The sequence below is a fragment of the Cupriavidus nantongensis genome (assembly GCF_001598055.1).
GTDB classification, from domain to species: Bacteria; Pseudomonadota; Gammaproteobacteria; order Burkholderiales; family Burkholderiaceae; genus Cupriavidus; species Cupriavidus nantongensis.
Window position 1 is genome coordinate 20,387 of the sequence record NZ_CP014844.1, and the last position, 24,297, is coordinate 44,683.

General features: G+C 69.8%; 20 protein-coding genes. 15 read left to right on the plus strand and 5 right to left on the minus strand.

Features of this window, described 5'->3' with window-relative positions:
* The first annotated feature begins 207 nt into the window (after positions 1-207).
* The 6 genes from gspL to gspF all read left to right on the plus strand — a co-directional run bounded on the left by gspL (position 208) and on the right by gspF (position 8,424).
* Complete coding sequence (gene gspL, locus A2G96_RS00125; RefSeq protein ID WP_062795685.1) at positions 208-1,653, plus strand: type II secretion system protein GspL; 1,446 nt, start codon at positions 208-210, stop codon at positions 1,651-1,653.
* 16 nt (positions 1,654-1,669) lie between these two features.
* Positions 1,670-2,275 carry a type II secretion system protein M gene (locus A2G96_RS00130; protein WP_062801976.1) on the plus strand — a complete coding sequence of 202 codons (606 nt, stop codon included), beginning with the start codon at positions 1,670-1,672 and terminating at the stop codon, positions 2,273-2,275.
* Entirely contained in the window at positions 2,275-3,084 is an 810-nt protein-coding gene (locus A2G96_RS00135; RefSeq protein WP_062795686.1) for a type II secretion system protein N, read from the plus strand. The genes A2G96_RS00130 and A2G96_RS00135 overlap by 1 nt, the downstream gene beginning before the upstream one ends.
* Before the next feature lie 34 nt (positions 3,085-3,118).
* Complete coding sequence (gene gspD / locus A2G96_RS00140; RefSeq protein WP_062795688.1) at positions 3,119-5,617, plus strand: type II secretion system secretin GspD; 2,499 nt, start codon at positions 3,119-3,121, stop codon at positions 5,615-5,617.
* A 98-nt stretch (positions 5,618-5,715) separates the two neighbouring features.
* The gene (gspE, locus tag A2G96_RS00145) at positions 5,716-7,191 is read left to right on the plus strand and encodes a type II secretion system ATPase GspE (RefSeq protein WP_062801977.1); all 1,476 of its coding nucleotides are present in this window, start codon (positions 5,716-5,718) and stop codon (positions 7,189-7,191) included.
* 15 nt (positions 7,192-7,206) lie between these two features.
* Positions 7,207-8,424, plus strand: coding sequence for a type II secretion system inner membrane protein GspF (gene gspF / locus A2G96_RS00150; RefSeq protein WP_062795690.1), 1,218 nt, complete (start codon positions 7,207-7,209; stop codon positions 8,422-8,424).
* Between the two features lie 101 nt (positions 8,425-8,525).
* On the opposite strand, the gene A2G96_RS00155 is transcribed toward gspF, so the two are convergent.
* Positions 8,526-9,797, minus strand: coding sequence for an NYN domain-containing protein (locus tag A2G96_RS00155; protein WP_062795692.1), 1,272 nt, complete (start codon positions 9,795-9,797; stop codon positions 8,526-8,528).
* A gap of 338 nt (positions 9,798-10,135) precedes the next feature.
* Between A2G96_RS00155 and A2G96_RS00160 the strand changes: the two genes are divergently transcribed.
* On the plus strand, positions 10,136-13,753 hold the full coding sequence (locus A2G96_RS00160; RefSeq protein WP_062795694.1) for an indolepyruvate ferredoxin oxidoreductase family protein: 3,618 nt from the start codon (positions 10,136-10,138) through the stop codon (positions 13,751-13,753).
* A gap of 174 nt (positions 13,754-13,927) precedes the next feature.
* On the opposite strand, the gene A2G96_RS00165 is transcribed toward A2G96_RS00160, so the two are convergent.
* Positions 13,928-14,539 carry an HD domain-containing protein gene (locus tag A2G96_RS00165; protein ID WP_062795696.1) on the minus strand — a complete coding sequence of 204 codons (612 nt, stop codon included), beginning with the start codon at positions 14,537-14,539 and terminating at the stop codon, positions 13,928-13,930.
* A 144-nt stretch (positions 14,540-14,683) separates the two neighbouring features.
* Between A2G96_RS00165 and A2G96_RS00170 the strand changes: the two genes are divergently transcribed.
* From A2G96_RS00170 to A2G96_RS00185, 4 genes are all read left to right on the plus strand, one after another.
* Positions 14,684-15,034, plus strand: coding sequence for a GFA family protein (locus tag A2G96_RS00170; RefSeq protein ID WP_062795698.1), 351 nt, complete (start codon positions 14,684-14,686; stop codon positions 15,032-15,034).
* Complete coding sequence (locus tag A2G96_RS00175) at positions 15,015-15,458, plus strand: VOC family protein (protein ID WP_062795700.1); 444 nt, start codon at positions 15,015-15,017, stop codon at positions 15,456-15,458. Before A2G96_RS00170 ends, A2G96_RS00175 begins: the two co-directional genes overlap by 20 nt.
* A gap of 110 nt (positions 15,459-15,568) precedes the next feature.
* Positions 15,569-16,858 carry an MFS transporter gene (locus A2G96_RS00180; RefSeq protein ID WP_062795703.1) on the plus strand — a complete coding sequence of 430 codons (1,290 nt, stop codon included), beginning with the start codon at positions 15,569-15,571 and terminating at the stop codon, positions 16,856-16,858.
* Positions 16,855-18,054: an MFS transporter gene (locus A2G96_RS00185; RefSeq protein ID WP_062795705.1), complete on the plus strand. Its 1,200-nt coding sequence runs from the start codon at positions 16,855-16,857 to the stop codon at positions 18,052-18,054. Before A2G96_RS00180 ends, A2G96_RS00185 begins: the two co-directional genes overlap by 4 nt.
* A gap of 12 nt (positions 18,055-18,066) precedes the next feature.
* Here A2G96_RS00185 and A2G96_RS00190 read toward each other — a convergent pair whose 3' ends face one another.
* Positions 18,067-18,951, minus strand: a complete 885-nt coding sequence (locus A2G96_RS00190; protein ID WP_062795707.1) for a DODA-type extradiol aromatic ring-opening family dioxygenase — start codon at positions 18,949-18,951, stop codon at positions 18,067-18,069.
* A 240-nt stretch (positions 18,952-19,191) separates the two neighbouring features.
* Here A2G96_RS00190 and A2G96_RS00195 point away from each other — a divergent pair, with 240 nt between their 5' ends.
* Complete coding sequence (locus A2G96_RS00195; RefSeq protein ID WP_062795709.1) at positions 19,192-19,527, plus strand: hypothetical protein; 336 nt, start codon at positions 19,192-19,194, stop codon at positions 19,525-19,527.
* A gap of 94 nt (positions 19,528-19,621) precedes the next feature.
* Positions 19,622-20,932: an MFS transporter gene (locus A2G96_RS00200; protein WP_062801978.1), complete on the plus strand. Its 1,311-nt coding sequence runs from the start codon at positions 19,622-19,624 to the stop codon at positions 20,930-20,932.
* 81 nt (positions 20,933-21,013) lie between these two features.
* On the opposite strand, the gene A2G96_RS00205 is transcribed toward A2G96_RS00200, so the two are convergent.
* Positions 21,014-21,370 carry a DUF2314 domain-containing protein gene (locus A2G96_RS00205; RefSeq protein ID WP_062795711.1) on the minus strand — a complete coding sequence of 119 codons (357 nt, stop codon included), beginning with the start codon at positions 21,368-21,370 and terminating at the stop codon, positions 21,014-21,016.
* A gap of 105 nt (positions 21,371-21,475) precedes the next feature.
* Here A2G96_RS00205 and A2G96_RS00210 point away from each other — a divergent pair, with 105 nt between their 5' ends.
* Positions 21,476-22,102, plus strand: a complete 627-nt coding sequence (locus A2G96_RS00210) for a DNA-3-methyladenine glycosylase I (RefSeq protein WP_062795713.1) — start codon at positions 21,476-21,478, stop codon at positions 22,100-22,102.
* Positions 22,103-22,460: 358 nt separating this feature from the next.
* Here the strand turns inward: A2G96_RS00210 and A2G96_RS00215 are convergent, their stop codons facing one another.
* Entirely contained in the window at positions 22,461-23,426 is a 966-nt protein-coding gene (locus A2G96_RS00215) for a cation diffusion facilitator family transporter (RefSeq protein ID WP_062795715.1), read from the minus strand.
* 197 nt (positions 23,427-23,623) lie between these two features.
* On the opposite strand from A2G96_RS00215, the gene A2G96_RS00220 reads away from it, so the two are divergent.
* The gene (locus tag A2G96_RS00220; RefSeq protein ID WP_012354199.1) at positions 23,624-23,875 is read left to right on the plus strand and encodes a hypothetical protein; all 252 of its coding nucleotides are present in this window, start codon (positions 23,624-23,626) and stop codon (positions 23,873-23,875) included.
* Positions 23,876-24,297 lie beyond the last annotated feature (422 nt).

Here is a 24,297-nt window from a genome sequence, read left to right on the forward strand (position 1 = left end):
ATTGACGCGATTTTGTCACGCAGGCAAGGTATGCTGCGGCGCTGGCGCGAGCCTGACACCAGCCCGCTCGCCGCTGATCGGCCTCCCAGGCCGCCCGCCGGCATCCCCGCACTCCGGCAAGTTTCCTGCGCCGGGGCGTTCCCGGGCGCACCCCCATGGGCCATGCGCCTTATCGAGCCGTTCTACTGAAGCCAAAGCAAGGACACCTTGAGCACCACTCTGTACGTGCGCTTGCCGCACCGGCCGCATGACCAGCCGCAACCGTGGCAGTTCGGCGCCCTGCCGTTTGCGCTGGTGCGCACGGCGGCTGCCGATGCCGCGCGGCGCGGCTTGCCCCGTGCCGCACCGGAAGTGTTGCGAGAAGGCCACGCCCGCATCGCCGACCTGCCCGCGGCCGAGCGGCTGGTGCTGATCCTCGCCGCCAGCGACGTACTGCTGACCAGCGCCAGCGTGCCGCCGCTGCCGCCCGCACGTTTGAAGCAGGCGCTGCCCAACCTGGTCGAGGATGCCCTCGCCACCGATGCGCAGCCCTGCCATATCGGCATCGGCCCCGCCCTCGACGCCGCCGCGCCCGCGCGCGGGCCGCGCCAGCGTCTGCTGATGGTGGCGGACCGCGCCTGGCTGCGCGCGGTGCTCGATGCCTTTGCCGAGCACCGCCATCGCCGCCGCCACGTGCTGGCCGCGCAGCTGTGCGTGCCGCTGGCCGCGCCCGCGCAAGAGGAAGCCGGCGCCGAGCCGACGCTGGCGCCGCCCGGCGCGGCACCGGCAACGGTGCAGCCGGCCACACTGGTGGTCGAGGCCGCCGCCGGCGCATTCGCCGAAGGCGGTGCCCTCGGCGATGCATTGGGCGAAGCCCTGCCGGCCACCGCCGGCAGCACCGCACGCCAGTGGCAGCTGACCGTGCGCACCGGCGCACACGCCGGCTACGGCCTGCTGCTGGGCGACGACGCGCTGGCCGCATGGCAGGCGCTGGCGCCTGAAGGCAACTGGTATGCCGATACCGACGCCGCGGCGATGGCGCCGGTCCCCGGCCTGCGCCAGGCCGGCCGCACCGGCTGGCGGCTGTGGATCGACGGTGCGCAGGACTGCCTGCGCGAGCCGGGGCTGGACCTGGCACAGTTCGAATTCGCACAGGGCCGCGCCGATCGCTGGAACCTGGTGGCGTGGCGCCTGCCGCTGGCGCTGGCCGCCGGCCTGGTGCTGGTCCAGCTGATCGGCATGAACACGCACTGGCTGCTGCTGCGCAACGAACAGCAACGGCTCGAAGCCGCGCAGGCGCAAACGCTGCGCGGCACCTTCCCGCAGACGCCGACGGTGATCGACCCGCCGCTGCAGATGCGCCGGCAGGTCGAGCAGCTGCGCATCGCCAGCGGCCGCAGCACGCCCGATGACTTCCTGCCGCTGGCCGACCGCTTCGCCCAGGCCGCGCGCCGGCTCGCGCCCGATGCGCTGCAGGCGCTCGAGTACCGCGGCCGCATGCTGGTGGTGACGCTCAAGCCCGGCACCGACACCGCCGGCCTGCGCAGCGCGGCGCGCCAGGCCGGACTGCAGATGGAAGAGGACAAGGCCGGCAATGCCGCGGGCAGCACCGGCTCCAGCGCAGGCACGCCTGTGACACCCGGCTCGCGCTGGACCATCAAGCCCGGCCTGTGACCGGCGCATGCCCGACATGAACCCATTCAAGAACTCCACCCGCAGCCCTTCGCCCGCCGCACGCCGCGTCGGCGCCGCCACGCTGCGCACGCGCATGGCGCGGCTGCGCCCGTCGGTGCCGCAGGCCTGGCGCGAACGCTTCGACGCCTTCTGGTCGGCGCGCAACCCGCGCGAGCAGGCCATCCTGGGCGGCGGCGCCGCGGTGCTGGCACTGGTGCTCGGCTACATGCTGCTGTGGGAGCCGGCCGCCGACGGCCGCGAGCGCGCCGCGCGCAACCTGCCGCAGCTGCGTGCCGACCTGGCCGAGATGGAAACGCTGGCGCAGGAAGCCCGCGGCCTCAAGGCCACGCCGGCGCCGTCGCTGCGCGGCGATGAACTGACCCAGGCGCTGCAGGAAAGCCTGGGCCAGTACGGCCTGAAAGCGACGCGGCTGGCGGCCGCCGCCGACAACAGCGTGCAGGTGCAGCTGGACAAGGTCCCGTTCGGGGCGGTCAGCACCTGGCTGCAGGACGTGCGCCAGCAGCAGCGCATGAAGGTGATCGATGCGCGCGTGGTCTATGTCGGCGCCACCGCGCTGGTGAACGTTACCGCGACCCTGCAGGGTCCGGGTGGCCGCAGCTGATGGTGCGGCTGGAAACCCTGCGCCTGCCGCGGCGCGCGCTGCGCCAGCCGGCCGCCGCGCGGCGTTTGCGCTGGCTCGGGCTGGGCCTGGCCACGGCCGCGGTGACCACGGTGGCGATGCTGCCGGCGACATGGATCGCCGCGCGCGTCGCCACGCAGACGCAGGGACGCGTGCTGCTCGCCGATGCCAGCGGCTCGCTGTGGCGCGGCAGTGCCACGCTGGCACTGTCGGCCGGTGCCGGCAGCCAGACCGCCACCGTGCTGCCCGGCCGGCTGCACTGGACGCTGGCGTTCTGGCCGCTGCTGACCGGCCGCGCGCGGCTGGTGCTGACCCATTCGGAGGCCATGGCCGCGCCGGTCGCGGTCACCGCCACGCCGGTGGGCTGGAGCGCGCAGTCGGGCGCGATGCGGCTGCCCGCGTCGCTGCTCGAGGGCGTGGGCGCGCCGTTCAACACGCTGCGCCCGGACGGCCTGATGCGGGTGGACTGGTCCACGCTGCAGGGCCGGTTTTCCGGCCAGGGCATGACCGGCCATATGACGCTGCGCATCGAGCAGGTATCGGCCGCGGTCAGCCGGCTGCGCCCGCTTGGCAGCTACCGCGCCGAGATCGACTGGACCGGCGCAGGCGGCGGCAAGCTGCAGCTGAGCACCATCGATGGTCCGCTGCACCTGGAGGGCAGCGGCACGCTCGGGCGCCAGGCGCGCTTCGAGGGAACCGCGCATGCCGAACCCGAGGCCGCCACGCAACTGGCCAGCCTGCTGAGCCTGCTGGGACGACGAGACAACAATGTGACTAGGCTGCGTTTCTGATGCCACGCAGAGCGCACAGCCCACGGAAATGACTATGACCACCCACGCCAACCGACCTGTTTTCAAGACCGCCTGCGCCCGCGCCGTGGCATTGCTCTGCGGGCTCTCCTTGCTGGCGCCCGCGCCGCTGTGGGCCCAGCCCGGCGCGCCGGGCTCGCGTACGCAAGGCACTCCGCCAGCGCCGCCCGACGTCACCCCCGCCAACCGCGACCAGGTGGTGCTGAACTTCGTCAACGCCGATCTCGACGCCGTGATCAGGGCGGTCGGCCAGGCCACCGGCAAGAATTTCGTCATCGACCCGCGCGTGAAGGGCACCGTCAACCTCGTCACCGAGCAGCCGGTCTCGCGCGCGCAGGCGCTGCAGACGCTGGGGTCGGTGCTGCGCATGCAGGGCTATGCCATGGTCGAGAGCAACGGCTTCACCAAGGTCGTGCCCGAGGCCGACGCCAAGCTGCAGGGCTCGCCCACCGTGATCGGCGGCAGCCCCAGCCGCGGCGACCAGGTGGTGACGCAGGTGTTCCGGCTGAACTACGAGTCGGCCAACAACCTGGTGCCGGTGCTGCGGCCGATGATCGCGCCCAACAACACCATCACCGCCTATCCGGCCAACAACACCCTGGTCATCACCGACTACGCCGACAACCTGCGCCGCATCGCCCGCATCATCGCCGCGGTCGATGCGCCGGCCTCGGGCGAGGTCGAGCTGGTGCCGCTCAAGCATGCGCTCGCCAGCGATACCGCCACGGTGCTGCAGCGGCTGCTGGACCCGGCCGCCGCAGGTGCCGCCGGCGGCGGCGGCGCGGCGGTCGATGCCAGCCTGCGCACCTCGGTGGTGGCCGAGCCGCGCAGCAATTCGCTGATGATCCGCGCCACCAGCCGCGCGCGCCTGCAGCAGGCGCGCCAGCTGATCGAGAAGCTCGACCAGCCCTACGCGCGCCCCGGCAACATCTGGGTGGTGCCGCTGAAGAACGCCGATGCGATCAAGCTGGCCGCCACGCTGCGCGCCATCGTCGCCGCCGACAGCAGCTTCGCCACCACCACCCAGCCCGGCGGGCAGGCCGGCGGCATCGGCGGCGCGGCGGGCATGACCAATGTCTCGACGCCGACCGGCGGCCAGTTCACCGGCGGCGCCACCACCACCCAGACCGGCATGCGCAGCGGCACCGGCACCGGCGGCGGCACCGGCGGCGCCTATGGCAACTCGGCCTTCTCCGCCTCGTTCGGCACCAACACCCAGCCCACCACCGGCGGCATCATCCAGGCGGACCCGTCCACCAACTCGCTGATCATCACCGCCAGCGAACCGGTCTACCGCAACCTGCGCGGCGTGATCGACGACCTCGACGCACGCCGCGCGCAGGTCTACATCGAGTCGATGATCGTCGAGGTGACCGCGACCCAGGCGAGCGAGCTGGGGATCCAGTGGCAGGGCCTGATCAGCTCGCCCGGCGGCAACAACAACGTCTTCGCCGGCACCAACTTCGGCACCGGCGGACAGAACATCCTGAACCTGACCCTGGCCGGCGCGCTGGCCGACAGCAACCGCACCGCCGGCATCGCCGCGGCGCAGGGGCTGGTGCAGGACATCGGCGGCCTGAACCTGGGCATCGTCAACCGGGCCATGGGCCTGGGCGCCCTGCTGCGCGCGCTGGGCAGCAACGGCAGCGTCAACCTGCTGTCGACGCCGAACCTGATCACGCTCGAGAACGAGGAAGCCAAGATCCTGATCGGCCAGAACATCCCGATCACCACCGGCTCCTATGCCCAGACCGGCGGCGCGGCCTCGGTCACGCCGTTCCAGACCTTCGACCGCAAGGACGTCGGCATCACGCTGCGCGTGAAGCCGCAGATCACCGACGGCGGGCTGGTGAAGATGCAGATCTTCCAGGAATCGTCGAACGTGGTGCAGGCCACCGCCAACCTGATCCAGGGCCCGACCACCAATGTGCGGTCGATCGAGACCAACGTGCTGGTCGACGACGGCCAGATCATCGTGCTGGGCGGCCTGATCGAGGACAACTATGGCGACGGCGTGCAGAAGGTGCCGCTGCTGGGCGACATCCCGCTGATCGGCGGGCTGTTCCGCTACGAGAACAAGAACCGCTCCAAGACCAACCTGCTGGTGTTCCTGCGGCCCTATGTGATGCGCACGAGCGGCGCCACCGACCGCCTGACGGCGGACCGCTACGACTATATGCGCGCGCAGCAGCAGGGCTTCGTATCGCCTAACATCATGGTGCGGGACACCAACACGCCGATGCTGCCGCCGGCCGACGCGCCGAGCACGCCGTTCGTCAATCCGCGCACCAACGGCCCCGTGGCCGGACCGCTGCCGCTGCCCCAGACGCTGCCGCAGAGCGCGCCGCAGAGCGCGCCGCAGCCGGGCGTGCCGGGTCAGCCACAGCCGCCGCAGGCGGTGCCGCAGCCGCTGCCCGAACCGGTCCCGCAACCCGCGCCCCAACCCGCGCCGCAAGCGCCGGTTAGCCCCACGCAGCCGCTCAACCAGCGCGGCGAAGCCGCACTCCCGTACTGAGGCCCGTCATGGCCAGCGAAGTCCAAACCGCCCTCTCCACCCCACCCGCCGCAGCCGCCGGCATCAACCCGCCGGCCGAGCTCGAGCCGCCCTCGCCGATGGCGGCGCGGCTGGTCTCCTACGGCTTTGCGCGCGAAGCGCCGCTGCTGATCGCGCACCAGCGCCCCGACGGGCTAGAGGTGTGGGTCAGCCGCGCCACCTCGCCCACCGCGCTGGCCGAAGTGGCGCGCGTGCATGGCGCGCTGCGCCTGCGCGTGCTGGAACCCGAGGCGCTGGAGCACGCCATGTCCGACGCCTATAACCGCCAGGACGGCAGCGCCGCGCAGGTGGTGGGCGAGGTCGAGGGCGAGGTCGACCTGTCGCGCCTGATGCAGGACATTCCCGCGGTGGAAGACCTGCTGGAATCCGAAGACGATGCGCCGATCATCCGCATGATCAACGCGCTGCTGACGCAGGCCGCGCGCGAAGGCGCCTCGGATATCCATATCGAGCCGTTCGAATCGTCGTCGGTGGTGCGCTTCCGTGTCGACGGCACGCTGCGCGACGTGGTGCGGCCCAAGAAGGCGCTGCACGGCGCGCTGATCTCGCGCATCAAGATCATGGCGCAGCTCGACATCGCCGAGAAGCGCCTGCCGCAGGATGGCCGCATCACGCTGCGCGTGGGCGGTCGGCCGGTCGACGTGCGGGTCTCGACGCTGCCCACCGGCCACGGCGAGCGCGCGGTGCTGCGCCTGCTCGACAAGGAAGCCGGCCGGCTCGACCTGGCCAAGCTTGGCATGGCGCCCGACACGCTGCGCGGCTTCGACCACCTGATCCGCCAGCCGCACGGCATCGTGCTGGTGACCGGGCCGACCGGCTCGGGCAAGACCACCACGCTGTATGCCGCGCTGTCGCGGCTGGATGCGCGCACCACCAACATCATGACGGTGGAAGACCCGGTCGAGTATGACCTCGACGGCATCGGCCAGACCCAGGTCAACCCGCGCATCGACATGACCTTCGGCAAGGCCCTGCGCGCAATCCTGCGCCAGGACCCGGACGTCGTCATGATCGGCGAGATCCGCGACCTGGAAACCGCGCAGATCGCGGTGCAGGCGTCGCTGACTGGCCACCTGGTGCTGGCCACGCTGCACACCAACGACTCGGCCTCGGCGGTGACGCGGCTGGTCGACATGGGCATCGAGCCGTTCCTGCTGTCGTCGTCGCTGCTGGGGGTGCTGGCGCAGCGGCTGGTACGGCGCCTGTGCCCGCACTGCAAGCGCGAGGAAGTGATCGAGGTCACGCCGGCCGAGGCCGAGGTGCTGCACGCGCAGGGCAAGCCGCTGCAGACGGTCTGGCATCCGGTCGGCTGCGACAAGTGCGGCCAGTCGGGCTACCAGGGGCGCATGGGCGTCTACGAGCTGCTCACGGTCGACGATGAAATCCGCACCATGATCCACCGCCAGGCGCCCGAATCGGAAATCAAGCAGGTGGCGCTGGCGCACGGCATGCACACCATGCGCGGCGACGCGCAGCGCTGGATCGACAGCGGCGCGACCTCGCTCGAGGAAGTGCTGCGGGTCACGCGCGACTGACGCGGAGCCGCCCGCATGCCAGCTTTCCGCTATGAAGCCGCCGACGCCGCCGGCAAGACCGATCGCGGCGTGATCGAGGCCGACAGCGCGCGCCAGGCCCGCACCCAGTTGCGCGCGCGCGGGCTGACGCCGCTGACCGTCGATGCGCTCGCCGGCGCCGGCCTGGCGCCGCGCGCCGGCAGCCAGCTGTTCGCGCGCAAGCTGTCGACGCAGGAGCAGGCGCTGTTCACGCGCCAGCTGGCCAGCCTGATCGTGGCCGGCCTGCCGCTGGACGAGGCGCTCGGCGCGCTGGCCGACCAGGCCGAGCGGCCCTATGTGCATGAACTGCTGGCCGGCATCCGCGCCGAGGTGATGGGCGGCAGCGCGCTGTCGGTCGCGCTGGCGCAGCATCCGCGCGATTTTCCGGACATCTACCGCGCGCTGGTCTCGGCCGGCGAGCACTCCGGCCACCTGGGCGTGGTGCTGGAGCGGCTGGCCGGCTATATCGAGTCGCGCAACACGCTGACCTCCAAGATCCGGCTGGCCTTCACCTATCCGGCCATCGTCACCGTGGTGGCGTTCGCGATCGTGATCTTCCTGCTGTCGTACGTGGTGCCGCAGGTGGTGAGTGTGTTCGCCAACACCAAGCAGAAGCTGCCCACGCTGACCATCGTCATGCTGTGGCTGTCGGATTTCGTGCGCAACTGGTGGTGGGCTGCGCTGGCGGTGATCGCGGTGGCCGCGTTCAGCATCCGCCGGCTGCTGCGCCAGCCCGCGGTGCGGCTGGAATGGCACCGCTGGCTGCTGACCGCGCCGCTGCTGGGCAAGCTGGTGCGCGGCTACAACACCGCGCGCTTTGCCGGCACGCTCGCGATCCTGGTCTCCGCGGGCGTGCCGATCCTGCGCAGCCTGCAGGCCGCCGGCGAAACCCTGACCAACGAGGCGCTGCGCGCCAACGTCGAAGACGCCAACACCCGCGTGCGCGAAGGCGCCTCGCTGGCGCGCGCGCTGGCGGCGCAGAACCAGTTTCCGCCAGTGCTGGTGCACCTGATCCGCTCGGGCGAAGCCACCGGCAACCTGCCGATCATGCTGGAGCGCGCCGCGCAGGGCGAAGCGCAGGAACTGGAACGGCGCACGCTGTTCCTGACCAGCCTGCTGGAACCGCTGCTGATCCTGACCATGGGCGTGGTGGTGCTGCTGATCGTGCTGGCGGTGCTGATGCCGATCATCGAGATCAACCAGCTGGTGCGGTAAGGGCGCTGCGCCGGCAACCAGCAACGCTCGCATTGCCTGACGCCGCTGGTGCAGGCTCCCTTCTCACGCAAACGGGAGAGGGAGAAGACCCACAGCCGGTTTTACTCTGCCTTCTTGCTCGGACGCTTGCGCGTCTTGCGCGCCGGTGCCGGCGCCGGTGCGGCTTCGGGTTCGACAGCGGCCGGCTGCGGTTCCGCCTCCACGGTCGCCGTCAGCACGGTCGTGCCCGGCGCGGCGAATACCGACTGGTCGATCGGCCACGGCGTCTCGCTCAGCGTCACCTCCGGGCGTCGCGCCGCGCGCTTGCGCGCGCTGGTGCGGCTGCCCGCCTGCGGTTGCGGATCCGGCTGCGGCGCGGCTTCCAGCGGCGGCACTGGTTGCGGCTCGGGCTCTGACTGCACCGCGTCGGCCGCGACAAAGGGCGGCTCGGCTTGCGCCGGCGCCTCGGCTTCGGGGGTAACGGTCTCCGGCGTGGGCAGCGGTTCGACCCCGCGCGCAGGTTCCGGCGCTTCGGCCGGCGCCGGGGCGGGCTGGCGGCGCGCCGGCTCGGCGTGCTGGGCCGGCGGCTGCGCCGCACGCTGTTGCTGCTGCGGCTCGCCGCCCTTGGCGCGCTTCTTCAGCCGCACCCAGATGGTCTTGTTGTTGCCGCCGTTGCGGGTCTCGACCTCGAACAGGCCGGTCGCCACGACCAGCTCCGACAGCTTGCCGTAGCCGTAGTTGCGCGAGTCGAATTCCGGCGCCTGCTTGGCGATGTGGTTGCCCATGCTGCCCAGCGTCAGCCAGCCGTCTTCGTCCGACACCGCCTGCGCCGCGTTCTGCAGCAGGCGCACCAGGCGCGAATCCTGGCGCAGCTCGCCGGTGCTACGCTTGCGCGTGGGCGCGGCGGCGCCGTCGGTCCCGTCAGCGCCGTCGGTGTCGACTTCGGCGCGCAGCACGTCGGAATAGATGAACTTGTCGCACGCGGTGACGAACGGCTTGGGCGTCTTGCGCTCGCCAAAGCCGTACACGATCAGGCCCTGCTCGCGGATGCGCGAGGCCAGCCGGGTGAAGTCGCTGTCGCTGGAGACGATGCAGAAGCCATCGAAGCGCCCGGTGTAGAGCAGGTCCATGGCATCGATGATCATCGCGCTGTCGGTCGCGTTCTTGCCGACGGTGTAGCGGAACTGCTGGATCGGCTGGATCGAGTGCGACAGCAGCCGCTCCTTCCAGCCGGCCAGGTTGGGCCGGGTCCAGTCGCCGTAGATGCGCTTGACGGCGGCCACGCCGTACTTGGCGACCTCGGCCAGCAGGCCTTCGACGATGGCGGGCGCCGCGTTGTCGGCGTCGATCAGCACGGCCAGGGTCGCTGTGCCCTGGCGGGGGGAATTGGTCATGTTCGATATTCGCTGGCAAGCCGCGCACCGGCGCGGGCGGTCAAGAGATCGGGTTGCACCAGGATGGCAACGCAGATATGACTCATGGGAGACGGCCCGGCGTCGGCACGGGCGGTCTCGATGCAACGCAGTGTACACGCCAAGGCCTGTCCATACGGGAAATCACCGGCGCAACCGGCACGCTTTGTGCTGCATTGCAAGGTACCGCCCATTTTGTGGCGGTGCTACCATGCCGCGCAGAGACACAGCCACCCGGAGCCTTCACAAGAGGCGACGCGGCGGTTGCCCACAACTGCAGGTTTCGGTGATCCCGACAGCACGCCCATAGAGGAGCACGCATGAATGCCCCCCTGACCTCGCCGGTCAGCGACGCCATCCGCCAGGCGCTCGCCAACGTTTCCCTCGAAGATAAATACACGCTCGAACGCGGCCGCATCTATATCAGCGGCACGCAGGCGCTGGTGCGCCTGCCGATGCTGCAGCAGGAGCGCGACCACGCCGCCGGGCTGAATACCGCCGGCTTTATCTCCGGCTATCGCGGCTCGCCGCTGGGCGCGCTCGACCAGTCGCTGTGGAAGGCCAAGAAGCACCTCGCCGCGCACAATATCGTGTTCCAGGCCGGCCTGAATGAAGACCTCGCCGCGACCTCGGTGTGGGGCTCGCAGCAGGTCAACATGTACCCCGACGCAAAGTTCGACGGGGTCTTCGGCATGTGGTACGGCAAGGGGCCGGGCGTGGACCGCACCGGCGACGTGTTCAAGCACGCCAATTCCGCGGGTTCCTCGCAGCACGGCGGCGTGCTGGTGCTGGCCGGCGACGACCATTCGGCCAAGTCGTCGACGCTCGCCCACCAGTCCGAGCACATCTTCAAGGCCTGCGGCCTGCCAGTGCTGTATCCGTCCAACGTGCAGGAGTACCTGGACTACGGCCTGCATGGCTGGGCCATGAGCCGCTACTCCGGGCTATGGGTGGCGATGAAGTGCGTCACCGACGTGGTCGAATCGTCGGCCTCGGTAGAGCTGGACCCGCATCGCGTGCAGATCGCGCTGCCGGGGGACTTCATCATGCCGCCGGGCGGCCTCAACATCCGCTGGCCCGATCCGCCGCTGGAGCAGGAAGCGCGGCTGCTCGACTACAAGTGGTACGCCGGGCTGGCCTATGTGCGTGCCAACAAGCTGGACCGCATCGAGATCGACTCGCCGCATGCGCGCTTCGGCATCATGACCGGCGGCAAAGCCTACCTGGACACGCGCCAGGCGCTGGCCGACCTGGGCCTGGACGATGCCACCTGCGCGCAGATCGGCATCCGGCTGTACAAGGTGGGCTGCGTGTGGCCGCTGGAAGCGCATGGCGCGCGCGCCTTTGCCGAGGGGCTGCAGGAAATCCTGGTGGTCGAAGAGAAGCGCCAGATCATGGAGTACGCGCTCAAGGAAGAGCTGTACAACTGGCGCGACGATGTCCGCCCCAAGGTCTACGGCAAGTTCGACGAGAAGGACAACGCCGGCGGCGAATGGTCGATCCCGCAGGGCCACTGGCTGCTGCCGGCGCATTATGAGCTGTCGCCGGCGATCATCGCCAAGGCCATCGCCACGCGCCTGGACAAGTTCGACCTGCCGGTGGACGTGCGCGCGCGCATCACCGCGCGCCTGGCCATCATCGAGGCCAAGGAAAAGGCGCTGGCCACGCCGCGCGTGGTCGGCCAGGGCAAGGACCAGCCGAAGGCCGAGCGCAAGCCGTGGTTCTGCTCGGGCTGCCCGCACAATACCTCGACCAACGTGCCCGAGGGCTCGCGCGCGCTGGCTGGCATCGGCTGCCACTACATGACGGTATGGATGGACCGCAGCACCAGCACCTTCAGCCAGATGGGCGGCGAAGGCGTGGCGTGGATCGGCCAGGCGCCGTTTGCCGGCGACAAGCATGTGTTCGCCAACCTGGGCGACGGCACCTACTTCCATTCCGGGCTGCTGGCGATCCGCGCGTCGATCGCCGCGGGCGTCAACATCACCTACAAGATCCTGTACAACGACGCGGTGGCGATGACCGGTGGCCAGCCGGTCGACGGCCAGCTGTCGGTGCAGGACATCGCCTGGCAGGTGCACAGCGAGGGCGCGAAGCAGATCGTCATCGTCAGCGACCAGCCCGAGAAGTACAACGCGGCGATCAAGCTGCCGGCAGGCATCGACATCCACCACCGCGACCAGCTCGACCGCGTGCAGCGCGAATTGCGCGAGGTGCCGGGCTGCACCATCCTGATCTACGACCAGACCTGCGCCACCGAGAAGCGCCGCCGCCGCAAGCGCGGCACGATGGAAGACCCGCCGCGCCGCGCCTTTATCAATGACGCGGTGTGCGAGGGCTGCGGCGACTGCTCGGTCAAGTCCAACTGCCTGTCGGTGGAACCGCTGGAAACCGAGTTCGGCACCAAGCGGCAGATCAACCAGTCGTCGTGCAACAAGGACTTCTCGTGCGTGAACGGCTTCTGCCCCAGCTTTGTCACGGCCGAGGGCGCGCAGGTGCGCAAGCCCGAGCAGCACGGCGTGTCGATGGACAGCCTGCCGCCGCTGCCTGAGCCGCAACTGCCGGCGATCCGCCGCGCCTACGGCATCCTGGTCACCGGCGTCGGCGGCACCGGCGTGGTGACCATCGGCGGCCTGCTCGGCATGGCCGCGCATCTGGAGAACAAGGGCGTCACCGTACTCGACATGGCCGGGCTGGCGCAGAAGGGCGGCGCAGTTCTGTCGCACGTGCAGCTGGCCGCGCGCCCCGACGACCTGCATGCCACCCGCATCGCCATGGGTGAGGCCGACCTGGTGATCGGCTGCGACGCCATCGTGTCGGCCTCCGACGAGGTCATCTCCAAAACCCAGGCCGGCCGCACCCGCGCCGTGGTCAACACCGCGCAAACCCCGACCGCCGACTTCATCAAGAACCCGAAGTGGCAGTTCCCGGGCCTGTCGGCCGAGCAGGACGTGCGCAATGCGGTGGGCGAGAAGTGCGACTTCATCAATGCCTCGGGCCTGGCCGTGGCACTGCTGGGCGATGCCATCTACACCAACCCGCTGGTGCTCGGATACGCCTGGCAGAAGGGCTGGATCCCGCTGACGCTGCAGGCGCTGGAGCGCGCCATCGAGCTGAACGGGGTGGCGGTGGAAAAGAACAAGGCCGCGTTCGACTGGGGCCGCCATATGGCGCACGACCCGGAGCACGTGCTGTCGCTGAGCGGCAAGCTCAGGAGCACCGCCGAAGGCGCGGCCGTGGTCAAGCTGCCGGCATCGACCGGCGCCCTGCTCGACAAGCTGATCGCGCGCCGCGTGGAACACCTGACGGCGTACCAGGATGCGGCTTATGCCGGCCGCTACCGCGAAGCGATCGAGCGCGTGCGCGCGGCCGAGAGCGCGCTGCTGGGCAGCGGCAAGGCCCTGCCGCTGACCGAGGCGGCGGCACGCAACCTGGCCAAGCTGATGGCGTACAAGGACGAGTACGAAGTGGCGCGCCTCTATACGGACCCGGCCTTCCTCGACAAGCTGCGCGCGCAGTTCGAGGGCGAACCCGGCCGCGACTACCAGCTCAACTTCTGGCTGGCGCCGCCGCTGAACGCGAAGCGCGACGACAAGGGCCAGCTGGTCAAGCGCAAGTTCGGCCCGTCGACGATGAAGCTGTTCCGCGTGCTGGCAAAGCTGAAGGGACTGCGTGGCGGCATCTTCGACATCTTCGGCAAGACCGAGGAACGCCGCACCGAGCGCGCGCTGATCGGCGAGTACCGCGCCTTGCTGGATGAGGTGGTGGCTGGCCTGAATGCCGCCAACCACGACACCGCGGTGGCGCTGGCCAATCTGCCCGACGATATCCGCGGCTTCGGCCACGTGAAGGAAAACAACCTGAAGGCGGTGCGGGCGCGCTGGGCGAAGCTGCTGGAGCAGTTCCGGCATCCGGAGACGGCGCAGCGGGCGGCTTGACGGCGAGTGCTTTTGCAAACCCCGCTGTTTGCTCCCCTCTCCCGCGTGCGGGAGAGGGGCCGGGGGTGAGGGCGGGAGCGTCTGGATGCGTGTTTCCTAGCCAAACCACCCCTCACCCTGCCCTCTCCCCATGCGGGGAGAGGGAAACACCATCGGCAGACGTGCGTCGTCGGCTTACGCCTGCGCCAGCGTCGTCTCTCCCGGCTTCACATACATCGAGTTCCTCGGCTGCGCCAGCACCCTTCGCACCATCGGCTCGAAGAACGACAGCGGCAGCGTGTCGTAGTCGGTCATGAAGGCGGCGGCGTCGTACTTGCGGCAGAACTCCGCGGTGCGCTCGAACAGCTCGGGCTGGTTGCGGTATTGCTCGCGCAGGTTGCGGTCGAGGCCGAGATGATGGAAGAAGTAGTAGCCCTGGAACACGCCGTGTTTTTCCACCATCCACAGGTTCTCGGCGCTGACGAAGGGCTTGAGGATGGCGGCGGCGATGTCGGGATGGTTGAAGCTGCCCAGCGTATCGCCGATATCGTGCAGCAGCGCGCAGACCACGTATTCCTCGTTCTGGCCGTCGCGGTGGGCCAGCGTCGCGGTCTGCAGCGAATGCGTGAGCCGGTCCACCGGGAAGCCGCCGCAGTCGCCGTCGAGCAGGCGCAGGTGCGCCAGCACGCGGTCAGGCAGCGCCCGGGCGAACGGCATGAACTCGGCCGAGATCGCGGCCCAGTCGTCGCGGGTGCCGTGTTCCATATGGCTGAAGGTGGCGCGTGCCGGCGTATGGGGGTCGCTCATGCTGGTCTCCTCTTGTGGGTGCTGGCATTGTGGCACCCGTGACCGGACTACACTGTCAAAAACCGAACAATGTGCCGGCATATTGCGGCGCAGCAGCGTTGCTGCGATGCCGGTACGCACGGACCCAGTCGCAAGGAGAGTGACATGACCTTCAACGGAAGCTGCCATTGCGGCAACATCGCCTTCGCGGTCGAGGCCGACAGCATCCCCAGCGTGATCCGCTGCAACTGCTCGATCTGCCGCCGGCGCGGGCACCTGCTGTGGTTCGTGCCGCGCGCGTCGTTCAAGCTGGAGACGCCCGAAAGCAACGCCTCCACCTACCGCTTCAACACCATGAAGATCGCGCACCGCTTCTGCCCGGTGTGCGGCTGCGGCCCGTATGCGGATGGCCAGGACAAGGACGGCAAGCCGATGGCCGCGGTCAATGTGCGCTGCCTCGACAATGTCGACCTGGATAAGCTCAAGATCATCGACTATGACGGACTGCACCACTGACGCGGCTTTCCGCATCCTCGGCATCGACCACCTGGTGCTGCGCAGCGCCGATGTGGACGCGCTGCGCCGCTTCTATGTCGACGTGCTCGGCTGCAGCGTCGAGCGCGAGCAGGCCGACCTGGGCCTGACCCAGCTGCGCGCCGGTGCCAGCCTGATCGACCTGGTCACGCTCGATGGTCCGCTGGGCCGCGCGGGCGGCGCCGGGCCGGGCGCGCAGGGCCGCAACCTCGACCATTTCTGCCTGCGCATCGACCCGTTCGACGCGCAGGCGCTGCGCGCGCACCTGGCGCGGCATGGCGTCGACGCCGGCGAAGTGGCGCAGCGCTTCGGCGCCGAAGGCAAGGGACCCTCGCTCTATGTGCAGGACCCGGACGGCAACGTGGTCGAGCTGAAAGGCCCGCCCACGCCGGTGACCGCACAGTAACGCGCGTCGCGCCCCCTGCGCCGCGAGCAGCCGGCGCGCAGCATCGCTACAATTTCCGACTGGCCCCAGGCGCGCCGCTACCGTGGCGGCCATCCCCCGCCGGGCCCGCCATGACCACTCTCGAAGCCAGCCCCGGCACGGACGCTGCCGACTCTGATCCTGACGCCAGCCCGGCCCGCGCCGGGCCCGCGCAGCCCGCCACGCCGCCGCGCCGGCTGGTGTGGATCCTCGGCCTGACCGAGACCATCTCCTGGGGCACGCTGTTCTTCGCCTTCACCGTCTTCATCGACCCGATGATCCGCAGCCTGGGCTGGTCCAAGCCCTTCCTGGCGGGCGGCTACTCGCTGGGGCTGCTGGTGTGGGCGCTGTGCTCGTTCGCGGTCGGGCGGCTGCTGGACCGCGCGCCGGCGCGCAAGGTGATGGGCGCGGGCTCGGTGCTGGCCGGGCTGGGCCTGCTGCTGTGGGCGTGGACGCCATCGCAGTCCGTGTTCCTGCTGATGTGGGTGCCGCTCGGGCTGGCCATGGCGACCACGCTGTACGAGCCCGCCTTCGTGGTGCTGCGCCAGGCCTATGGCGACCAGTACCAGAAGCCGATCGTCGCGGTCACGCTGATGGCCGGCTTTGCCAGCACGATCTTCGTGCCGCTGGCGCAATGGCTGGTGCTGCATGTCGGCTGGCGCCCGACGCTGGTCGGCTTTGCCCTGCTGAACCTGCTGGTCTGCGCGCCGCTGCATGCGCGCATGCGCTACGCCCTGCATCCCTCGTACTCTGGCGCAGGCGCCGGCACGGCCGCCGCCGGCGGCCGCGACATTGCCCGCGCCACGCTGCGCCAGCCGGTGTTCTGGGCGGTGGTGCTGGCCTTTACCGCGACCGCGGTGGTGGCGTCGCTGCTGGGCGCACACCTGATCCCGATGCTGACCGAGAAGGGCATGCCGGTGGCGCAGCAGCTGGCGGTCGCGGCGCTGATCGGGCCGGCCCAGGTGGCGGGCCGCATGCTGATGATGCGCGCTGGCGTGCGCCACCCGGTGCGGCTGTCGCTGCCCGTCTATGCGCTGATGAGCGTCGGCCTGCTGTGCTTTGCGCTGGGGCATGGCGCCTGGCTGATGGTGGCGGCCGTGCTGTACGGCTGCGCCAACGGCGTCAACACCATGCTGCGCGCGATGGCGATGCCGGAACTGATCTCGCGCCACCACTATGCGACCCTCAACGGGCTGATGATGACGCCGGTGCTGCTGATGCAGGCGGCGGCGCCGTGGCTGGGCGCGCTGCTGTGGCGCGCGGCCGGGGGCTACTGGCTGATGCTGTGGGTGATGCTGGCGCTGGCGCTGGCCGCGCTGCTGGCGTTCGGCTACGCGCTGCACCGGCGCGGGCTGCTGCGCTTGGAGGCGGCGCGTCCATGACCGGCTCCCCGGCGTCCGCCGCCGCGCTGCCTGCCGGCCAGGTTGCGCGCGCCACGCGCGGCACCATGGCGCTGTTCTTCGTCAACGGCGCCACCTTCGCCACCTGGGGCGTGCATATCCCCACCATCAAGGCGCGCTTCGGCCTGTCCGACGCGATGCTGTCGCTGGCGATGCTCGCGGTGGCGGGCGGCGCCATCCTGGCAATGGGCCCGGGGGGCCGCTGGGTGGCGCGCGCCGGCAGCGCGCGCGCCTCGATGGCCGGCGGGCTGCTGTTCGCGCTGGCCACGGTGGCGATCCTGGCGATGCCGTCGTTCTGGCTGCTGCTGCCCGCGCTGCTGGCCTTCGGCATGACCAACGCGGCGTTCGATGTCGCCATGAACGCGCAGGCCGCCACGGTCGAGGCCAGCCGCACGCGGCCGGTGATGTCGTCGCTGCACGGCATGTTCAGCCTGGGCGGCATGGCAGGCGCGGGCTTTGGCGGCGTGATGCTGGCCTGGGACGTGCCGCCGCTGGCGCATGCGGCCATGATGGCCGGCGTGACCGCGGCGGTGGCGGTGGCCACGCTGCCGGGGCTGCTGGCCGACCATCCGGTGCCGCCTTCCGCGCCCCACCATCGCGACCATGCGGTGCGGGCGCTATGGCTGCTGGGGCTGCTGGCCTTTCTCGGGCTGATCGGCGAAGGCGCGATGTACGACTGGACCAGCGTCTACATGCGCGACGTGGCACGCGCCCCCGACGGCTGGATCAGCCTGGGCTATGCCGCGTTCTCGGGCGGCATGGCGTGCGGGCGCTTCGGCGGCGACCGTCTGCGCGCGCGCCTGGGCGACAGCGCCACGCTGACCGGCAGCGCCTGGCTGGGCTTTGCCGGCATTGCGCTGGCGCTGGCCGTGCCGCTGCCGCTGGCCGCGCTGGCAGGCTTTGCGCTGATGGGGCTGGGCGCGGCCAATATGGTGCCGATCTTCTTTGTCGCCGCGTCGCGGCTGCCGGGCGTGGCGCCGGCGGAAGCGATTGCGCGCGTGGCGCGCTTCGCCTACGTCGGGCTGCTGCTGGGCCCGGTGCTGATCGGCGGCGTGGCGCACCTGGCCAGCCTGCGCGCCGGCCTGGCGCTGGTGGCGCTGACCATGGGCTGGATCGCAGTGGCGGGAGCGCGCTCGGCGCGGCGCTACCTGCCGCCGCGCGCGCCGTCGGGCCGGTAAGCCTTCAGACCTTCAGGCCGCGGCACGCAGCGGCGCCCCGGCACCCATGCCTTCGAACACGAAGCTGTCCATCGCCAGCACGCCATAGGTGACCTCGTCCGCCACCCGGGACACCGTGGCTGGCTCCGGCAAGGCCGGGCCCGTACCCTCCGGGCCGAGCGCCGCGCCCAGCGCCACATAGAACGGCAGCAGGTGCTCGTCGGTCGGATGTGCGCGGCGCGCATAGGGCGCCTGGGCACGGTAGTCGGCAATCAGGCGGGTGTCGCCGCTGGCCAGGGCCTGGTCCAGCGCGTCGGCCATCCACTTGCGGAACGCTTCGACGTACGGCTCCGCCTGCGGGCCGTGCTGTTCGCGCCGGCCGCCGCCAAACACTTCCTGCAGGTTGTGGGTGAAGCTGCCCGAGGCCAGCACCAGCACGCCCTCGTCGCGCAGCGGCGCCAGCGCGCGCCCGATCGCGATCTGGGTCGCGGGCGGCAGGTAGGGATTCAGCGCCAGCTGCACCACCGGCATGTCGGCATCGGGGAAGAAGTGGCGCATCGGCATCCAGGCGCCATGGTCCAGCGGGCGCTCGTCGTCGTGGCCGACAAAGCCCGCGCCGGGAATCGCCGCCGACTCCACCAGCACCTTTACCCGCGCCGCCAGTTCCGGCGAACCCGGGGCGTCGTAGCGCAAGGCGTACAACTCGCGCGGGAAGCCGCCGAAATCGTGCCAGGCCTCCTGGCGTTCACGGCTGGTGACCGCCAGCGTGCTGTAGATCCAGTGCGCCGAAATCACCAGCACCGCGCGCGGGCGCAGCGCGCGCAGCCGCGCGCCCAAGGCCTCGAACGCGGCACCGGTGGGGCCTGGATCGATGGCCAGCATCGGCGAGCCGTGGGAGATATAGAGCGAGGGAAGCATGGCAACACCGCCTTCAAACGGTTTGTGTACTGGCTTCCAGTTTGGCAAAGAACGACGACGCTCGCGGACGCCGTTTGCGGACACCTCATGCAAAAAAATTGAATCGCGGGGCCATCCGTGGCGCGGCCCACACAACTCGCGCTGAGGCCGCCCTGCGGCCGGCGCAAGGGGCTTATGCTGCAGCCGGAAGCCCGCCCTGCAGGCGCTGCGCGGGGGCTTTCGCAACATGAGGAGACTCAGGTGGCATCGCGCAATCCGCGCCGCACCGGACGGCACCACCGCATTCCCGGCCAATGGTGGCAGCCGGGCGTCTACGGCAGCCTGCCCGCCGTCGCGCTGTGGATCCTGGCGCGGCTGCCGGCCGGCCTGCTGCTGTCCGTGACCGGCATGCCGGCCGCGTCGGCCTGGCTGAACCGGGCCGGCGACACCGTGTTCGTGGCCGGCTGGGTCGCCAGCGCCGTACTGCTGTGGCTCAGCCGCCACCGCCCTGCCCCTGCCGCGGAGTCCGCCCTGGCTCCGCCAGGCCCCGGCGAAGCTGCCCCAAGCCAGCCGCAGCCCAGGCCGTCGGATGCCTGAACCCGCACGCCGCAACTGAGTGGCACGACTAGCGCCGAGGTCCGGGATTAAGGAATCGCTTAATATGGCGGTTTCCCCGCAAGACCCACGCTTCATGACCGCGACTACCGCCCCCGTTCCAGAACTGACCAACGCCACCCGACGCAAGGCGATCATCGCCGCCACCATCGGCAATGGCCTGGAGTGGTTCGACTTCACCGTCTACAGCTTCTTTGCCGTCATCATCGCCAAGCTGTTCTTTCCCACCGGCAATGACCTGACCTCGTTCCTGCTGACCGTCGCCACCTTCGGCGTAGGCTTCTTCATGCGCCCGGTCGGCGCCATCGTGCTGGGCGTCTATGCCGACCGCGTCGGCCGCAAGGCCGCGCTGACGCTGACCATCCTGCTGATGGCGCTGGGCACGGCCATCATCGGCCTGGCCCCGACCTACGACCAGATCGGCCTGTGGGCCCCGGCGCTGATCGTGGTCGCGCGGCTGATCCAGGGCTTTTCCGCCGGTGGCGAAGTCGGCGGCGCCACCGCCTTCCTGATCGAGCACGCGCCCGACGCCGAGCGCGGCGCCTACGCCAGCTGGCAGCAGGCAAGCCAGGGCATCTCGTTCATGCTGGGCGCCGCCATGGGCGCGCTGGTCACCAACGGCCTGTCGCCGGAGCAGATCGATGCCTGGGGCTGGCGCATCCCGTTCCTGTTCGGCCTGCTGATCGGCCCGGTGGGCATGTATATCCGCTCGCACCTGCACGAGCCGCCCGAGTTCGAGGCGCGCCAGGCCGCCCGCCAGGCCGCGCAGGTGAAGTTCTCGCCGCTGTCGCAGGTGCTGCGCGACCACCCGCGCGAAGTGCTGGCGGGCCTGGGCGTGACCATCCTGTGGACAGTCTGCACCTACGTGCTGGTGTTCTACATGCCGTCGTACGCCAAGCAGCAGCTGGGCCTGCCGCTGGGCGCGACGTTCCAGTCGACCGCGCTGTGCGGTGCCATCATCCTGGTGCTGTGCCCGCTGATGGGCATGCTGTCGGACCGCCTCGGCCGCAAGCGCATGCTGGGCGTGGTGGCGCTGCTGATCGGCGTGCTCGCCTATCCGCTGTTCCACTGGCTCAACGTGGCACCGACCACGCAGACGCTGCTGCAGGTGCAGATCGTGCTGGGCATCCTGCTGGCAGCCTTTACCGGCCCGGCGCCGGCGGTGCTGGCCGAGCAGTTCCCGACCGAAGTGCGCTCCACCGGCCTGTCGCTGGCCTATAACTTCGCCGTGACCATCTTCGGCGGCTTCGCCCCGCTGATCGTGACGTGGCTGATCGAGTCGACCCAGAACAAGCTGGCGCCGGCCTACTATGTGATCGCCGCCGCCGCGGTCAGCTTTGTCGCGCTGGTGTTCATGCACGACCGGACCGGCAAGCGGCTGGCCTGAGCGCGCCGCGCGTTTCCATCGAAAAAGCCAGCCGCACCGGCTGGCTTTTTTTTGGCCGGCGGCTGGCCGCTCGAGTGTGGCTCAAGCCTCCTCGTCGCCTTCCCGATAGATATTGATCACGTGCCGGGCCTCGAAACACAGCGGCATGCCGGGATTCATCTCGTCGGTGCAGTACGGCTGGTTGTCGAGTTCGCCGGTATAGAGCGCGCCTTCGCGCCCGGTCACGTTGACCCACATCCGCTCGACGTGGACTTCCTCGTTGCCTTCCTCGTCCGCGACGAGAATGCGGAAGATAAGCTTGACCTGCTGGCCGGCGGCAAGCGCATCGCGTTCCGGGCGCGGGGGCATCCAGAAGGTGTCGGGGTGGGCGGCGGCGATGGGCTCGGCGTCGTCGAGCTCCCATCCGTCCTCGTCCAGGGTGGTCAATCGCATGTCCATTTTCAGCCTTCCGCAATCTCTCAGGTGCGGGCATGATCGCAGCAAATGCGCCGGCCGGCGAGACCCGGAGCGGCGCCCCATTCATTCAAGACTGGAAAGGTACGCATGACGAGCAACAAGGAAGCGCTGGCCGCACCGGTGCGCTGCGGCTGGTGCGGCACGCTGGAGGACTATTGCCACTACCACGACACCGAGTGGGGCTTTCCGGTCGCCGACGACCGCCGGCTGTTCGAGAAGCTGTGCCTGGAGGGGTTCCAGTCCGGCCTCAGCTGGCTGACCATCCTGCGCAAGCGCGAAGCCTTCCGCAAGGCGTTTGCTAATTTCGACATCGAGAAAGTCGCGCGCTTCACCGAGCGCGATATCGCGCGCCTGCTGGGCGATGCCGGCATCGTGCGCCATCGCGGCAAGATCGAGGCCGCGATCAACAATGCCCGGAGGGCGCGCGAACTGCTGGAATCGGAGTCCTCGCTGGCGGCCTACTTCTGGCGCTTCGAGCCCGATCCGGCCAGCCGGCCCAAGGTGCTGACGCCGGAGGTACTGCGCACCATGGCCATTTCGCCCGAGTCCACCGCGCTGTCCAAGGACCTGAAGAAGCGCGGCTGGCGCTTTGTCGGGCCCACCACGATGTATGCGCTGATGCAGGCGATGGGCCTGGTCAACGACCACCAGGAGGGCTGCGCCACGCGCGCGCAGGTGCTGGCGGCGCGCAAGGCGTTCAAGGTGCCGCGCTAGGCGGTATACGGGCCGCCGCCGCGTATACATGCGAGCCGTGCCAGCCAGATACCACCGTCACGCGCAAAGGTACTGGCTGTCGTCTTTATATTGTTTACGTATGTAAACATAGTAGTAGTAGGTAAACCAGGCTCCGGGCCGTGGATAAGTCACCTTTTCCTTTTCGGCTCAGTGACTTGCAGGAAAGATAACGGCTCCGGGATAACCCTGATTTGCCGGGACAAGACGGCGGCGAGGTATACATCTGCCGCGCGACCCGGCGAGTTTTCCGTATACATCCCACAGCGCGTCCCCAGGCGTGACACAGCTTGTCCGGCCGGTTATCCCCAGCGTTGGGCCAGGCTGTCCACAGCCCGGTTCAGCCATCGGCGGTGGGAGCGCCCACGTATACCGGGTCGACGTGCGTCATCACGTTCAGCACATGGTGGTGTTCCAGCGTGCGGCGCCGCGCTTCCACCGCGATGGCATGGCCCTGCGCCACGGTCAGGGTAGCGTCGATCTCGAGGTGCACGTCGACCAGGACCTGGTCGCCCATCTTGCGCGTGCGCAGGTCGTGCAGGCCGAGCACGCCGGGCGTGGCCAGCATGGTGGCGCGAATCGCGGCGACGGTCTCTTCGTCGGCGGCGCGGTCCATCAGGTCGTTGAGCGCGTCCCACCCAAAGCGCAGCCCCATGCGCGCCACCATCAGCCCGACCACGATCGCCGCGATCGGGTCGAGCACGTGGTAGCCCAGCAGGTTGCCGCCGATGCCGAGCGCCACCACCAGCGACGACGCCGCGTCCGAGCGCGCATGCCAGGCGTTGGCCACCAGCATGCTCGACCGCACCCGCCGCGCCACGGACAGCATGTAGCGGAACAGCAGCTCCTTGGACGCCAGCGTCGCCAGCGCCACCCACAGCGCGACCGGCTGCACCGGCTGCGCACCACCGGTGGCCTGCAGCTTGCCCAGCGCCGCCCACAGCATGCCGCCCCCCACCGTCAGCAGCAGCACGCCCAGCGCCAGCGAGGCGCCGGTCTCGAAGCGCAGGTGTCCGTACTGGTGATCGGCATCCGGATCCTTGCGGCTCTGCCAGCCGGCGGCCAGCACGACAAAGTCAGAAAGCAGGTCGGACAGCGAATGCGCGGCGTCGGCGAGCAGCGCCTGCGAGCCGGAGATCACCCCGGCGACCGCCTGCACCGCGGTCAGGCCGATATTGACCGCCACGCTTACCAGCGTGCTGTTCCGCCCGGCGCGATGGCGCGCCTCGGCTTGCGCCGCGGGAGTGGTGTCGTCGGCGGGCAGGCCGCCCGGCTTTGCGCGTATGCGGGGGGAGTGCGAATCCATCGGGTGACTATAGCCGAACCTGCGGGCAGCCCGGCACAGCGAGGCACGGCGCTGTCCCTGGCCGCGATCGTGCCGATTTCGTAACAGCGCTGGCTAACTGATTGCGCCACCTTTACCGTAGAAAGGACGGGCACCGCACGAAGGGTGCGGCGCAGCGCCATTGGGCGCACCCGGTCTTTGCAAGGAGGGCTCTCACGATGGCGATCCGTTCGCTGGCCTCGCACAGCACATCCCAGCTACGCCGCCTGATCGGACAGATGCAGGCGGAAGTCGACGCACTCGAAAATCTTTCCACCCCGGACGCCGATGCGCAAAGCCGCCTGGGCTATGCCACCGGCCGCCTGCGCGACGGTATCGAAGCAGTCGAGGATGCCCTGCAGTCACTGCGCGCGCTGCAACAGGTACGCCCGTCGGCAATGAAGGCCAGGCGGCCGACGCGCGTGGCCTAGCGCGCCTCAGACGGTCAACTGCGCGCGCCGGGCTCAGGCCCGGTTCCCCGAAAGCACCCCCATCACGCCCCTCCGGCAAGGCGTGCCGGTCGCTGCTGCGCGACGCACGCAGCAGTCGCGGGCGCCGGCCTGCGTCACCGCAGCGCGTGGCGCTTAATGCCCGGCGTCGCTGGCATTCATGTGGAATTCAGGTGGCATTAACCCTCGCCCCGCTGGCGTTGCGCCGGCATTAAATCCCCGCCCCGACCTGTTCCAAATCCGCTTAATTACCCGTTCTGCGAGCCACGAAAATCGCGCGCGATGATATTTCCGCGTACGTAAGGCTGTCCACAAATCGAACAAATCCTTACATGTGATTCAGCCGCGCGTAATCGTTACGTCGCACGCACGCACCGCAATAGTGCACAGGTGCCCCGCCCGAA

Excerpts from the sequence above, each read along its gene's own strand:
- A2G96_RS00130 (WP_062801976.1), top strand. The coding sequence starts at position 1,670 with ATGAACCCATTCAAGAACTCCACCCGCAGCCCTTCGCCCGCCGCACGC.
- A2G96_RS00135 (WP_062795686.1), top strand. The coding sequence starts at position 2,275 with ATGGTGCGGCTGGAAACCCTGCGCCTGCCGCGGCGCGCGCTGCGCCAG.
- gspD (WP_062795688.1), top strand. The coding sequence starts at position 3,119 with ATGACCACCCACGCCAACCGACCTGTTTTCAAGACCGCCTGCGCCCGC.
- gspE (WP_062801977.1), top strand. The coding sequence starts at position 5,716 with ATGGCGGCGCGGCTGGTCTCCTACGGCTTTGCGCGCGAAGCGCCGCTG.
- gspF (WP_062795690.1), top strand. The coding sequence starts at position 7,207 with ATGCCAGCTTTCCGCTATGAAGCCGCCGACGCCGCCGGCAAGACCGAT.
- A2G96_RS00155 (WP_062795692.1), bottom strand. The coding sequence starts at position 9,797 with ATGACCAATTCCCCCCGCCAGGGCACAGCGACCCTGGCCGTGCTGATC.
- A2G96_RS00160 (WP_062795694.1), top strand. The coding sequence starts at position 10,136 with ATGAATGCCCCCCTGACCTCGCCGGTCAGCGACGCCATCCGCCAGGCG.
- A2G96_RS00165 (WP_062795696.1), bottom strand. The coding sequence starts at position 14,539 with ATGAGCGACCCCCATACGCCGGCACGCGCCACCTTCAGCCATATGGAA.
- A2G96_RS00170 (WP_062795698.1), top strand. The coding sequence starts at position 14,684 with ATGACCTTCAACGGAAGCTGCCATTGCGGCAACATCGCCTTCGCGGTC.
- A2G96_RS00175 (WP_062795700.1), top strand. The coding sequence starts at position 15,015 with ATGACGGACTGCACCACTGACGCGGCTTTCCGCATCCTCGGCATCGAC.
- A2G96_RS00180 (WP_062795703.1), top strand. The coding sequence starts at position 15,569 with ATGACCACTCTCGAAGCCAGCCCCGGCACGGACGCTGCCGACTCTGAT.
- A2G96_RS00185 (WP_062795705.1), top strand. The coding sequence starts at position 16,855 with ATGACCGGCTCCCCGGCGTCCGCCGCCGCGCTGCCTGCCGGCCAGGTT.
- A2G96_RS00190 (WP_062795707.1), bottom strand. The coding sequence starts at position 18,951 with ATGCTTCCCTCGCTCTATATCTCCCACGGCTCGCCGATGCTGGCCATC.
- A2G96_RS00200 (WP_062801978.1), top strand. The coding sequence starts at position 19,622 with ATGACCGCGACTACCGCCCCCGTTCCAGAACTGACCAACGCCACCCGA.
- A2G96_RS00205 (WP_062795711.1), bottom strand. The coding sequence starts at position 21,370 with ATGGACATGCGATTGACCACCCTGGACGAGGACGGATGGGAGCTCGAC.
- A2G96_RS00210 (WP_062795713.1), top strand. The coding sequence starts at position 21,476 with ATGACGAGCAACAAGGAAGCGCTGGCCGCACCGGTGCGCTGCGGCTGG.
- A2G96_RS00215 (WP_062795715.1), bottom strand. The coding sequence starts at position 23,426 with ATGGATTCGCACTCCCCCCGCATACGCGCAAAGCCGGGCGGCCTGCCC.
- A2G96_RS00220 (WP_012354199.1), top strand. The coding sequence starts at position 23,624 with ATGGCGATCCGTTCGCTGGCCTCGCACAGCACATCCCAGCTACGCCGC.